We start from the raw sequence: 13,067 nt of genomic DNA, 5'->3' as shown, positions 1-13,067 counted from the left end.
CTTGGGGTGTTCACGGCGCCTGCCGTCATGCGGTCGCGCCGATGTCATCGTCGCTTCATTGGCGACAGTCACCCTGGCGGCTTCGCAGGACTACCGCCATGTACCCACGCAAGACCGATCTCGCCCTGACCGCGCTGCAATCCCATCGCAGCCCGCTGACCTTACTGCAGCGCCGTGCACTGATCCTGGCCGATGGCCAGCGCGATCTGGACACCCTGGCGGCGCTGCTGGGCGGCGAGGCCGCCACGCTGGTGCAGACCCTGTGTGCGCTGGGCTATCTGCACCTGGGCGCAGGCGTGGCGACCAACGCGGCGCCTCCCTCCTCCCCCGCAGTACCTTCAGCACCGAGCGACGCCAAGCCGGCAGCACCCTTGCTGAGCGAAGAAGAACAACAAAGGCAGCGGCGGCGCGCGACCACCAACGCACGCCTGTATCTGCTGGATATCCTGCAGTTGCAGCGCAACCCGGTGGCGGTCCTGCTGCACCGTCGCCTGCAAGCCTCGCGCAGCGACATCGAGATTCATGCCGCCATTGCCGAGGCACTGCAGGCCTTGCCGCAATTCACCTCAGCCAGCTATGCCGAACGCGTGCGTGCGCGCATTGCGGAGTTGCTGCCTGACACACTGGGTGAAGCGACTGCAGCGGCTGCGGAATCGATCGTGCGCCATGCGGATAACGCATCGGTTTAGTTGACGCGGCGATGGGTAGCACGACGCATGTGCTTGGAAGCGAATGCGGTAGCTGCAATCGAATTACGGCATGCCATCAAGATGCTGGCTTAGAGCAGCTAATAAAACGTAGCGAGCAGTTGTTGTCAGGTGGGTGCGGCCGGCGCGGAGGGACCGGAGTGTGAGGGGTACATGCCGATTCCGAGCACCGGCCGCGCCCGCCTGGCGGCTGTGCAGTCGTTTTGATAGCTGCTCTTAGCGCAGCGCCAGCTGGTCACGCGATGCAACTGATGAAACATAAGCTCCTGATGAGCTGCATTGCTGCCGATGCTGTCGCTATGCAGCTGGCGGTGAACCCGATGGGTCCGACGTAAACGTAGCAACCAGGCGTCACCCGCGTTTTGCATATGGTCGCTGATTAGCCGCCCATATCCCTCAGCAAAAATCGCAACGGCCATCGAGGATGCTTCGGAACGCTCGTGCTGTTGCGAGGCCTAGGGTTGATGCGCAACAGCGTGCAGCGTCATGAGCGGCACCGCTCAACACCACACTATTGCGGCGTCGCTACCGCACTCAGCTAGCCGGCGGCGCCTGAAATGCTTTGCGCAACCCCGCCCAGCACTGCTGGTAATCGCCCTGCCGATGCGGTGCGTGCAGCGCCTGCGCGGTGGGGCGCAGCACGGCGCGGGTTTCGAACATGAAGGCCATCGTCTCGGTGATGACGTCCGGCCGCGACAGGTCCGCTTGCGAGGCCTTGTCGAAGGTGGCGGCATCCGGGCCGTGGCCGCTCATGCAGTTGTGCAGCGACGCACCGCCCGGCGCGAAGCCGTCGGCCTTGGCGTCGTACACGCCATGCACCAGTCCCATGAACTCGCTGGCCACATTGCGGTGGAACCATGGTGGGCGGAAGGTGTTCTGGGCCACCAGCCAGCGCGGCGGGAAGATCGCAAAATCCATGTTGGCCGTGCCGTGCGTGTCGCTGGGCGAGGTCAGCACCGTAAAAATACTCGGGTCCGGATGATCGAAGCTGATCGAGCCGATGGTATTGAAACGGCGCAGGTCGTAGCGGTACGGCGCGTAGTTGCCATGCCAGGCCACCACGTCCAGTGGCGAATGGCCGATGTCCGCACGCCACAGGTGGCCCTGGAATTTTGCCACCAGTTCAAAGCGGCCTTCGCGTTGCTCGAAGGCCGCACACGGGGTTTCGAAGTCGCGCGGATTCGCCAGGCCATTACTGCCGATCGGCCCCAGGTCGGGCAGGCGCAGCAAGCCACCGAAGTTTTCGCAGACATAGCCGCGCGCGGTGTCGTCGCGTAGCTCGATGCGGAAGCGCACGCCGCGCGGAATCACCCCGATCTGCTGCGGCTCCAGCTCCAGCATGCCGAGCTCGGTGTGCACCCGCAGCCGGCCCAGCTGCGGCACCAGCAGCAGCTCCCCATCGGCGTTATAGAAGAAGCGATCGTGCATGGAGGCATTGGCCGCATATAGATGCACGGCCACGCCGTTCATTGCTTCCGGACCGCCGTTGCCGGCCATCGTATACAGGCCATCGATGAAATCGGTGGGTGTCTGCGGCAACGGCAGCGGGCTCCAGCGCAACTGGTCCGGCGGCACAGGTCCGTGGCCGAAATCGTTGTGGAACTGCGACTGCTCGATCTGCGAGAACGTCCCGTGCACCGCAGCAGGACGCATGCGGTACAGCCAACTGCGCCGATTTTCGCCGCGCGGCGCGGTGAATGCAGTGCCCGACAACTGCTCGGCATACAGCCCGTGCGCCACACGCTGCGGCGAGTTCTGGCCAACGGGCAAGGTATCGGCTACTGCCTCGCTGGCGAATTCATTGCCGAAGCCGGTCATGTAACGCTGGTCGTTGTGCATGGGTGCGTCCGGATGTTGACCCGCCCTCCACGACGGCAGAAGGGTGGGATCGAGTTGGATCAAGCCGCTCTTACCGAAAAAGAGCTCAAGCCTGCGGATCAAGCCCCTCTCCCGTCGGGAGAGGGGTTGGGGTGAGGGTACGGCGGCGCAACGACATGACAGATCGCCTCGACCACCGCATCCAGCGAAAGCAGTACATCGTTGTTCCAGAACCGCAGCACTGTCCATCCCTTCGATTGAAGCCACCGCGTCCTTGCCTGATCGCTGGATGCCTGATGCTGCGATCCATCGAGCTCAATAATCAACCTTACTTCCACGCAACAGAAATCCGCGATGTACGGTGGAACTGGATGCTGACGCCTGAACTTGAGACCTTGCAGCTGGTTGCTGCGTAGACAGCGCCAAAGCTCTCGTTCTGCGTCCGTCAACTCTTTGCGTAACGCACGCGCGTTGGTGAGTGCAGCAGTGGGTAATGGTGGTTTGATGTTCATCGCTCCACCGTACCCTCACCCCAACCCCTCTCCCGCAGGGAGAGGGGCTTTGACTACGTGCGTCTTCGTTGCTGTGTGTTGTCAGAAAAACGCCTTGCCTGGTCGTGCTTGATCGCGGCCACTTGCCGCTCGCTTCGTCGGATCTGTACCGGAACCACATCCGACATCACGGGCAGCCAGGCGCGGCACCGCAACAATCTGCACCACTCAAAACCGCACCGAAGCAATTAATGGCAGCAACCACAAATCCCGAGTAGCGAATCACCCATCCCGGCCCTCAAAGCACCCCACGCTTCATCTGATCGCGCTCGATGCTTTCGAACAAGGCCTGGAAGTTGCCTTCGCCAAACCCTTCATTGCCCTTGCGCTGGATGATCTCGAAGAAGATCGGGCCGATGCAGTTGGTGGTGAAGATCTGCAGCAACTTGCGCTGCTTGGTGTCCACGTCGGCGTCGATCAGGATCTTGTTGCGGCGCAGGCGCTCGACGTCTTCGCCATGATCGGGAATGCGCAGGTCCACCACGTCGAAATAGGTGTCCGGCGTATCCAGGAATGTGACGCCGGCAGCGCGCATCCGTTCCACCGAGGTGTAGATATCGTCGGTGAAGCAGGCGATGTGCTGGATGCCTTCGCCCTGGTAAGCGTCCAGGTATTCGTTGATCTGGCTCTTCGGGTCGGACGACTCATTGAGCGGAATGCGCACGATGCCGTCCGGGGCAGTCATCGCCTTGGACACCAAACCGGTCTTGGCGCCCTTGATGTCGAAGTAGCGGATCTCGCGGAAGTTGAACAGCCGCTCGTAGTAATCCGACCACTGCTGCATGTTGCCGAAGTACAGGTTGTGGGTCAGGTGGTCGATGAAGGTGAGCCCGAAGCCGGCCGGGTGCTGGTCGGCGCCTTCGATTGCCTCGTAGTCGGCGTCGTAGATGCTCCCCGCGTCGCCGTAGCGGTCCACCAGGTAAAGCATGCAATCGCCGATGCCCTTGACCACCGGCGCCGGCACCGCGCGCGTGTCGGGCTTGTTCTGCACGGCTTCGCCGCCGTTGCCGAGCACGGTCTGCAGCACGGTGTCGGCCGGGGTGCGGAAGCGGATCGCAAAGCCGCAGGCGCACGGGCCGTGCGCGGCGGCGAAATCGGCCGCGAACGAATCCGGATCTTCGTTGAGCAGGAAGTTCACCCCGCCCTGGCGATACACCGTGATCGGGCGGCTGCGGTGGCGCAGCACCGCGGTGAAGCCCATCTTGCGGAAGTAGTCGTGCAACTGCGCGGCCTGGCCGGCGGGGGCAGCGAATTCGACGAATTCGAAGCCGTCGATGCCCATCGGATTTTCAAAGGTGGTGACCTGCATGCCCGGGTCCGGGCGCGTTGCAGTGGTGTTCGGTTGTGCGCTCATCGTCGTTTCTCCACGCTAGGGCGCCCGCGGGGCTATGCGGGGTGGCAGAAGACCCGCGAGAATGCGCAGGCCACCCTCCGTTTGTAGTTGCAAATGAAACCAAAATCAAGACACAGTGCAACATGAGCGATCTCGACACCCCCACACCGTCGCCGCATCCCGTCCTGCTCAACCTCGAGCAGTTCCTGCCCTATCGCCTCAGCGTGCTGTCCAACCGCATCAGCGGCAACATCGCCAAGGTCTACGGCGACCGCTATGGCATGGCCATTCCCGAGTGGCGGGTGATCACCATCCTGGCACTGTATCCGGGCTCCTCGGCCAGTGAAGTGTCAGACCGCACGGCGATGGACAAAGTTGCCGTGAGCCGCGCGGTGGCGCGCCTGCTGGAGCGGGGCTTCATCCGGCGCGAAACGCACGGCGACGACCGCCGCCGCTCGATGCTGGCGCTGTCGCCGGCCGGGCGCCAGGTGTACGAAACCGTGGCACCGCTGGTCAACGAGATGGAGCAGCGGCTGATGTCGGTGTTCAGCGCCGAAGAACAGCAGACGCTGGAACGGCTGATCGACCGCCTGGCCAAGGACGGGTTGCCGCGGATGGCCAGCAAGGACTGAGTGCGGGTCTGCGGTGCAGCTTCGGGGGAGAAGCGCTGGTTCGGTCGTGCGCTGTGCGCCATCCGCGTTCTGGAAGAGCACGCGTGCGGTCGGTTTGATGCGCCGCATGGCGATGGCGTAAGGCTGGTGCGGCCAGCGTTGCATGTGCTGTGGCGTTGGCCTACGACGTGTGTCGCGACCTGCGGCTACGCAAGCAGAGCCGCGCAGTCTTGCGCAGTCACAGGTTCGCCGCCCACTGCGCCGCTTCCCGTACGCGCATTCGCAGCCGGCCTCATCGCGCCATCCGCCCGCAGAGCGCGGTGCCGCGCGCTAGACAGCACGTACCTGCACCACCGCATCGGGTATCTACGCTGCTGGGTGTCCACTGCCACGCACCTGCACGCCCGGATCGGCTTGGGTACATGCGGCACGCAGCGATCCAGCAAGCCACCCTCAACAAAAACCCCCGCACTGGCGGGGGTTTTGTTTTAACTCCAGCAGGAACCGTGCTCAGGCTTCCGGCGGTGCCCATTGCTTGAGAAAGTCGAACAGCTTCTTGCGGTCGTAGCCATCGCCCTTGCGCAGTTCCGGGCCGGCCTGCAGCGTCAGCGGCTTGCCGTCGTTGTCCAGCACCAGCAGCGAAGGGAAGTCGTTGAGCTGGGCGAACTGCGACAGGAACGCGGCATTCTCGTTGGACGCATCGCGGTTGACCTTGACCACCACGAAATGCGCGTCGCGGAAGCTGCGCAGCTCCGCGTCGCCGCCCATCACCTCGTCCAGCGCCTGGCACGGCGCGCATGCGGCATTGCCGACATTGAGCACGATGCGCTTGCCACCGCGCTTGGCTTCGACCTTGGCCGTTTCCAGATCCGCTGCCGGATCGCGTGAGGGGTCGTACTGCGCATTGAGCGCGGCCGCCGCAGCGATATCCGCCGCGGTGGGCGTGTTGCCCGAGGACACCGGCTGGCTGGGATCGGCGCTGGGTGGTTTTTGCATGGAGGTGTCCAGCGGCCGTGGCGCCTGTTGCTGGTCGGTGGGCTGCCCGCAGGCGCTCAACAGACCTGCCATCAGCAGGCCACAGACAGTCGCTTTGATCGGCATTGCGGTTCTCCTCACTTCACACCATGCATCAGTTTGTTGATCAACGGCGCGATCAGGAACAGCAACGCGCCAGCGCCCAGCAGCGCCCAGAACCCGAAGGTATACCCGCCCAGGGCCGAGGACACGCTCATGCCTTCGCTACCGCTGACATGGCCGGCAAAAATACCCGACAGGTTGTTGCCGATGCCGGTAGACAAAAACCAGCCGCCCATCCCGAAACCGACCAGACGCACCGGGGCCAGCTTGGTCACCATCGACAGGCCGATCGGCGACAGGCACAGCTCACCCACCGACTGAATCACATAGACCATGAACAAGGTCCAGAACGGGATCTTGCCGGCGTCGCTCACCAGGCTGGAAAGCGCAAACATCAGCAGCAGGAACGCCAGGCCGTTGAAGATCAGGCCCAGGCCGAACTTGCGCGGAATGGACGGATTGAAGCGGCCGGACTTGACCCAGATCCAGGCGATCACTGGCGCCAGGGCGATGATGGCGATGGAGTTCACCGACTGGAACCAGGCGGTGGGGAAGGTCCAGTCGCCGAACGTGCGGTTGACGATGTTGTCGGCCAGGAAGGTGAACGAGCTGCCGGCCTGTTCGAAGAACATCCAGAACAGCACGTTGAAGGCGAAGATGATCAGCATCGCGATCACCTTGTCGCGCTGCACCTTGCCCTCGCGGATGCCTTCGATCAACAGCAGCACCGACAGGCCGATGAACAGCACCGTGAGCACCGCCTGCAGCACATCCGCGCCGACTGCCAGCAGGAAATAGACCACCGGGATCGACACCAGGCAGCCGCCCAGCACCATCAGCACACGGCCCATACCCTGCGCGTTGGGCGCCGGTGCGCCGATGCCGGCCAGCTGACGGCGGCCGATCCAGAACCAGACCAGGCTGATCAGCATGCCCACACCCGAGGCCATGAACACCATCTTGTAGGACGGCATGGCTTCGGTGCCGAAGACCTTTTCGGCCAGCAGCTGGGTCAGCACCGGCGAGATCATCGCGCCGAGGTTGATGCCCATGTAGAAGATGGTGAACCCGCTGTCGCGGCGCGGGTCGGCCACCGAATACAGCTTGCCGACCATGGTGGAGATGTTGGGTTTGAACAGCCCGTTGCCCACCACGACCGTGGCCAGGCCGATCTCGAACACCACATGGTTAGGCACCGCGATCAGGAACAGGCCCGTGGCCATCACCGCCGCGCCCACTAGGATGGAGCGCTGGTAGCCGAGCACCCGGTCGGCCACGTAGCCGCCGAAGATCGCCGCTGCGTACACCAGCGCCAGATAGGCGCCGTAGGTGCGCCCGGCCGGGGCCTGGCCGCTGGCTTCGCCGCCAAAGAACTGCGCCACGATGTACAGCACCAGCGCCCAGCGAATGCCGTAGAACGCAAAGCGTTCCCAGAATTCGGTCATGAACAGCATCCACAGCGGCCGGGGGTGGCCGAGCAAGGTGGGGAACTGGGGAGGCGCAGGCGGTTGCGGCGGAGTGGAAGCGGAAGTCGGCGCGGCAGCGTCAACGCTCATGAAGTGTCCCTTGCGTATTCAGTAATGGCTGGGTGCCTGGGGCGAACCCGGGGCGACGCGCGAGGATCACTTAGACGTCATGTACGCGTCAAATTCGCCGGACTCGGCGACCGGCTGGGGATGGGTGGAAACGCCCGCATCTCCCACCGCCGCATGCCCGCTTCCCCTTCTCCCGCTGGGAGAAGTGCCCGCAGGGCGGATGAGGGTGCGATGTCGCTGGGTGGTGCCGATCGCCGAAGTACGAGCATCAGCAAGTAGCTGATCCCGGGGATGAGGCCCCTACCCTCACCCCAACCCCTCTCCCGCCGGGAGAGGGGCTTCGAGCGACTTCTCCACTAAGTGCATTCCCGAGTAAGTGCTCTCCCGAGCTTCAGCGCCCCCTGCGTTGCCAAGCTTTTTGCCTCGCTCAGCGCTTCCCAGCGTCCGCACTCCCCTGCGGCGGTCGGTTGTCCACGCCTACGGACGTACGCACGTCGAACAGCTCCGGGAAAAAGGTCAGTGCCAGGGCCTGCTGCAGGAACCCCACGCCACTGGAGCCGCCGGTGCCGCGTTTGAAGCCGATCACCCGCATCACCGTGCGCATGTGCCGGAAGCGCCACAGCTGGAATTGGGTTTCCACATCCACCAGGTCTTCGCACAACGAATATTCGCGCCAGTAGCGGTCGGTATTTTCGTAGATGCGCTCGAACACCGGCCGCAGCGTGTCGTCGGCCACGTGCGCGGCGGTCCAGTCGCGGGCCTGGTATTGCTGCGGAATCGCATGCCCGAAGCGCGCCAGGTAACGCAGGAATTCTTCGTACAGGCTCGGGGCTTCCAGCACTTCGCGCAGCCGTGCCTGGCCGGCAGGGTCATAGGCGAACACCTGCAGCATCTGCGGATTCTTGTTGCCCAGCAGGAACTCGATGTAGCGGTATTGCAGCGACTGGAAGCCCGACGAGGGGCCGAGCACATCGCGAAAACCCATGTACTCGCTGGGGGTCAGCGTTTCCAGCACCGACCATTGCTCGGTCAGCTGGCGCAGCACCTGCTTGCTGCGCGCCAGCACCTTGCGGCATTGCCAGACCTCGTCGCGCTGCAGGTGCACGATGGCCGCGCGCAGCTCGTGGGCCAGCAGTTTCAGCCACAGCTCGGAGGTCTGGTGCTGAATGATGAACAGCATTTCGTCGTGGTGCGCCGGCTCGGACAAGGGCTGCTGCGCACTCAGCAACTGGTCCAGGCGCAGGTAGCCGCCGTAGGTCAGCCGCCCTTCCAGATCGGTGTGGATGCCGGGTTCCAGGTCACGCAGGTTCTTGTCGACGGGCATGGGAAAGCGCTGACGATGGGCAGGCAAGGGTAGCGCGGTGGGGCCGGCTTGGCAGCGGGGTGCGGAATGGGGAATGGGGATTCGGGATTCGGGATTCGGGATTCGGGATTCGGGACAGAATGCGCGTTGCTGGCGCTTGGTGCTGAAGATCGGCTCGGATTGGAAGCCTGACTGGCGCGGCAGTAGCGCAGGCACGTCATCGATCAGCGGGCTCTGCCGCGCCGCGCGCAGTCGCGCCCGGCGGTCCTTCACTGTTGAAAAACCGGCTCTCTCCACAGGCCCAGTCGCAGCCGCTGCGCCGGTGTCACCCTATCGTCAACCTGAGCCTGCAAATTCATGCAGAATCGAACAGCGCTGCCGGCCAGGGACGTGGCCGGACCAGGGGAGCGCTCCACGTCTCAAGGATCAGGGGACTCTCATCTCATGCAAGTGTTGCAGCGTCGTGCAGCCTTATTCGTCTGTGCGCTGGCGTTTGCCGGCCACGCCAGCGCCGAAGTCGTCATCAGCCAGGTCTACGGCGGTGGCGGCAACAGTGGCGCCACCCTCCGCAGCGATTTCATCGAGCTGCACAACACCGGCACCACCACGGTCAGCCTGGACGGCTGGTCGGTGCAATACGCCTCGGCCGCCGGCAGCAGCTGGCAGACCACGCCATTGGCGGGCACGGTGCCGGCCGGTGGCTATTACCTGATCAAACAGGCCGATGGCAGCGGCGGCAGCGTTGCGCTGCCCACGCCCGATGCCACCGGCACGCTGGCCATGAGCGGCACTGCCGGCAAGGTGGCGTTGCGCAACAGTACCGCCGCGCTGAGCGGCACCTGCCCCACCGAATACGCTGATCTGGTCGGCTACGGCAGCAATGCCAGCTGCGCCGAAGGCAACGCGCCCGCCCCGGCGCCCAGCAACACGCTGGCGGTGCTGCGTGGCAGCGAAGGCTGCAGCGACACCAACAACAACGCCGCCGATTTCGCCGCTGGCGCCCCGGCCCCGCGCAATGCCGCCAGCGGCGCACGGCTGTGCAGCGGTGGCGGCCAGCCGATCGCCACGCTGGCCGATGTCAGCCAGGCCGAAGGCAACGCCGGCAGCCGCAGCGTCGTGTTCACGCTGAGCCTGAGCCAGCCGGCCGGTGCCGGTGGCGTGCGCTTTACTGCCGCTACCGCCAATGGCACCGCCGTGGCCGGCAGCGACTACCTGGCCCTGCCCGCCACCAGCGTGCAGATCGCCGCAGGCGAGCGCACTGCCACCGTCGCGGTAGAGGTGCTCGGTGACACCACGCCCGAACCCGATGAAACCTTCACCCTGCAGATCAGCGGCCTCACCGGTGCGCTGCCGGCTACGCTGAGCGCCACCGGCACCATCGTCAACGACGATTTCCAGCTGCTGCCGATCCACGCCATCCAGGGCAAGGGCGCACGCTCGCCGCTGGAAGGCCAGGTGGTGGCGACCTCCGGGATCGTCACTGCGCGCCGCAGCGCCGGTTTCTTCCTGCAGGCGCCCACGGCCGAAGCCGATGCCGACCCGGCCACCTCCGAAGGCGTCTACGTCTATACCGGCAGCGCCCCACCGGACACCGCCGCCATCGGCAACCGGGTGCGCGTGCAGGGCACGGTGATCGAATACGTGCCCACCGCCGACCCGACCCAGCCGCCGCTGACCGAAATTGGCGGCACCCTGACCGTGCTGCTGGATTCCACCGGCAATGCGCTGCCTGAGCCCGTGCTGCTGAGCCCGGCCCTGCCCAACCCGAATGGCGCCTTTGATCAGCTCGAAGCGCTGGAAGGCATGCGCGTGGCGGCGCCCAGCCTCACCGTCAATGCGCCCACCGGCGGCAACGTCAACGAGACCACCGCCACCGCCACCAGCAACGGCGTTTTCCATGCCGTGGTCAGCGAATTGCCGCGCGCCTTCCGCGAGCCCGGCGTGCAACTGCCCGACCCCTTGCCGGCCGGCTCGCCGGCGGGCGTGCCGCGCTGGAACACCAATCCGGAAGTGATCGCCGTCGGCAGTGCCGGCGTGGGTGCCGAGCGCCTGGATCTGGCCGCCGGCTGTCGCGTGTTCAACGTCGTCGGCCCGCTGGATTACAGCTTCCGCCGCTACACGCTGTACCCGGAACGCACCCCGCAGGTGAGCTGCAACGGTGCCGACCAGCCGCGCCCGGCACCGCGGCCGCAAGCCGACGACGTGGCCGTGGCCACTTACAACATGGAGCGTTTCTTCGACGACCAGAACGACCCGGCGATCGGTGAACCGGTGCTCACCCCGGCTGCATTCCAGGCCCGCCTCAACAAGGCCTCGCTGGCGATCCGCAACTACCTGCACACGCCCGACATCCTGGGCACGGTGGAAGTGGAAAACATCAGCGTGCTGCAGACCCTGGCCGCCCGCATCAACACCGACGCCGTGGCCGCCGGCCAGCAGGATCCCAAGTACGTGGCGTATCTGCAGGAAGGCAATGACGTTGGCGGCATCGACGTCGGCTTCCTGGTCAAGACTGCCGACGTCAGCGGCGGTGTACCGCGCGTCGAAGTGGTTTCGGTCGCGCAGGAAGGCAAGGCCACCACCTGGACCGAACCGGGCGGCGCGGTGAGCCTGCTCAACGACCGCCCGCCGCTGGTGCTCAGCACCCGCGTGCATCAGGCCGACGGCCGCGTGCTGCCGCTGACCACCATCGTGGTGCATCAGCGCTCGCTCAATGGCGCCGAAACCGATGACGCCGCCGGCACCCGCATCCGGGCCAAGCGCCAGGCGCAGGCCAGCTACCTGGCGCGTTTACTGCAGGCGCGCCAGCAGCTGGATCCGGCCGAACGCGTGCTGGTGATGGGCGACTTCAACGCCTTCGAGTTCAACGATGGCTATGTGGACGCAATGGGCACGGTCACCGGCAAGCCGGCAGCGGATGCGCAGACAGTGGTCAGCGGTGATGGCATCGATCTGGTCGACCCGGACTACACCGACCTGACCTGGTTCAACACACCGGACCAGAGTTACTCCTACGCGTTCGATGGCAACGTGCAGTCGCTGGACCACATCCTGGCCAACGACGCCTTGATGCGCGCATCCAACATCGCCTCGTTGTCGGTGGGCCATGCACGCATCAATGCCGACTTCCCCGGCACCGCGCGCAACGATGCCAACACGCCCACCCGCCTCTCCGATCACGATCCCACCGTGGTGCTGTTACGCATGACGCCGCAGGTGAATGCAGACATGCGCGTGGCGGTCACTGCAGCACGTGATCAGGTGCTCGAAGGCGAGCGCATCGACTACACCGTGGATGTGGAGAACAGCGGTCCAGATCGGGCACCGTTCACAGCGCTCGCGCTGGTGTTCGACCTCCCGGTGCAAGCCCGCATCACCGCGCCCGCCGGTTGGATCTGCCAAAACCTAACCAATGCCACGCAGACCACGTTCACCTGCAACATCCCGCTCCTGGCCGCCGGCAACGCGCAGAGCTTCACCGTGCAGCTGGATGCCGGTGCGGACCTGGCGGGCCGCACCCTCACCCTCGCCGCCTCGGTCGCCTCGCAATCGCCCGACCCGCAGCCGGACAACAACACCGACACCGCCAAGGTGGCCGTGCAGGCCCGGTTGCGCAGCGACCTGGCCGTGCGTCTGGAAGGTCCCGCCAGCCTGCCGACCACCGCCTTCAACGCGAGCTATCGCGTGCTGGTGGACAACCGCGGCAACGCACCGGCGACCGGCGTCAGCGTGCGCGTGGAGGGCAACACGCTGTCTGCGCTGTCGCTGCTGGTGGCCCCACGCGGCTGGCGCTGCGACAAGCAGCTGCAGTCGCTGCGCAGTGCGGTGTTCGTCTGCACCACTGCGGCTGCGCTGCAGCCCGGTGCGCAAACCGCCTTCCTGCTGAGCGTGGCGACCAAGCCGATCCCGGCCGAACGCGCGGTGCAGGTGCAGGCCACAGCCAGCTCCAGTTCACCGGATGCGAACCCGGCCGACAACGCTGCGCGGATTAGCACCCCGATCGGAGGCGGCGCCGGGCGGCGTTGATCGCACTGCAACACGTCGCAGTTTTCAACTGTGGCAAAGGGCGCGGCCTGGTCCGCGCCCTTTTTTTTGTGCAACCCAGCATCATTGTGTGCTGCGGTGCAGGACA

Annotated in this window: 9 protein-coding genes and 1 other RNA gene; 3 read left to right on the top strand and 7 right to left on the bottom strand. The window is 65.2% G+C overall.

Annotated elements, in window-relative coordinates; translation table 11 throughout:
• Nucleotides 1–98: 98 nt before the first annotated feature.
• Nucleotides 99–689 carry a hypothetical protein gene (locus QRM60_RS08435; protein ID WP_285445974.1) on the top strand — a complete coding sequence of 197 codons (591 nt, stop codon included), beginning with the start codon at nt 99–101 and terminating at the stop codon, nt 687–689.
• Nucleotides 690–785: 96 nt separating this feature from the next.
• Here the strand turns inward: QRM60_RS08435 and QRM60_RS08430 are convergent.
• The 4 genes from QRM60_RS08430 to hppD all read right to left on the bottom strand — a co-directional run bounded on the left by QRM60_RS08430 (nt 786) and on the right by hppD (nt 4,430).
• Nucleotides 786–862, bottom strand: a non-coding RNA gene (locus tag QRM60_RS08430) — sX9 sRNA.
• Nucleotides 863–1,241: 379 nt separating this feature from the next.
• Nucleotides 1,242–2,546, bottom strand: coding sequence for a homogentisate 1,2-dioxygenase (gene hmgA / locus QRM60_RS08425; protein ID WP_285445973.1), 1,305 nt, complete (start codon nt 2,544–2,546; stop codon nt 1,242–1,244).
• Between the two features lie 98 nt (nt 2,547–2,644).
• Entirely contained in the window at nt 2,645–3,037 is a 393-nt protein-coding gene (locus QRM60_RS08420) for a DUF559 domain-containing protein (RefSeq protein WP_285445972.1), read from the bottom strand.
• Nucleotides 3,038–3,314: 277 nt separating this feature from the next.
• Nucleotides 3,315–4,430 (bottom strand): 4-hydroxyphenylpyruvate dioxygenase, encoded by a 1,116-nt coding sequence (gene hppD, locus QRM60_RS08415; RefSeq protein WP_285445971.1) that lies wholly within the window; start codon nt 4,428–4,430, stop codon nt 3,315–3,317.
• 122 nt (nt 4,431–4,552) lie between these two features.
• On the opposite strand from hppD, the gene QRM60_RS08410 reads away from it, so the two are divergent.
• Nucleotides 4,553–5,041 (top strand): MarR family transcriptional regulator, encoded by a 489-nt coding sequence (locus QRM60_RS08410; protein WP_011035688.1) that lies wholly within the window; start codon nt 4,553–4,555, stop codon nt 5,039–5,041.
• 489 nt (nt 5,042–5,530) lie between these two features.
• Here QRM60_RS08410 and QRM60_RS08405 read toward each other — a convergent pair whose 3' ends face one another.
• The 3 genes from QRM60_RS08405 to QRM60_RS08395 form a co-directional block, all read right to left on the bottom strand.
• A complete protein-coding gene (locus QRM60_RS08405) occupies nt 5,531–6,121 on the bottom strand; it encodes a thioredoxin family protein (protein ID WP_012437177.1) in 591 nt (196 codons plus the stop codon).
• An 11-nt stretch (nt 6,122–6,132) separates the two neighbouring features.
• Complete coding sequence (locus QRM60_RS08400; RefSeq protein ID WP_040940481.1) at nt 6,133–7,653, bottom strand: oligopeptide:H+ symporter; 1,521 nt, start codon at nt 7,651–7,653, stop codon at nt 6,133–6,135.
• A 406-nt stretch (nt 7,654–8,059) separates the two neighbouring features.
• Nucleotides 8,060–8,956 carry a tryptophan 2,3-dioxygenase family protein gene (locus tag QRM60_RS08395; RefSeq protein ID WP_011035685.1) on the bottom strand — a complete coding sequence of 299 codons (897 nt, stop codon included), beginning with the start codon at nt 8,954–8,956 and terminating at the stop codon, nt 8,060–8,062.
• A gap of 423 nt (nt 8,957–9,379) precedes the next feature.
• On the opposite strand from QRM60_RS08395, the gene QRM60_RS08390 reads away from it, so the two are divergent.
• Complete coding sequence (locus tag QRM60_RS08390; protein WP_285445970.1) at nt 9,380–12,961, top strand: lamin tail domain-containing protein; 3,582 nt, start codon at nt 9,380–9,382, stop codon at nt 12,959–12,961.
• Nucleotides 12,962–13,067: the final 106 nt, after the last annotated feature.

This window comes from Xanthomonas sp. fls2-241-TYG-148, assembly GCF_030208815.1.
Taxonomy (GTDB): Bacteria; Pseudomonadota; Gammaproteobacteria; order Xanthomonadales; family Xanthomonadaceae; genus Xanthomonas; species Xanthomonas campestris.
This window is presented reverse-complemented; position numbering and strand designations above follow the sequence as displayed.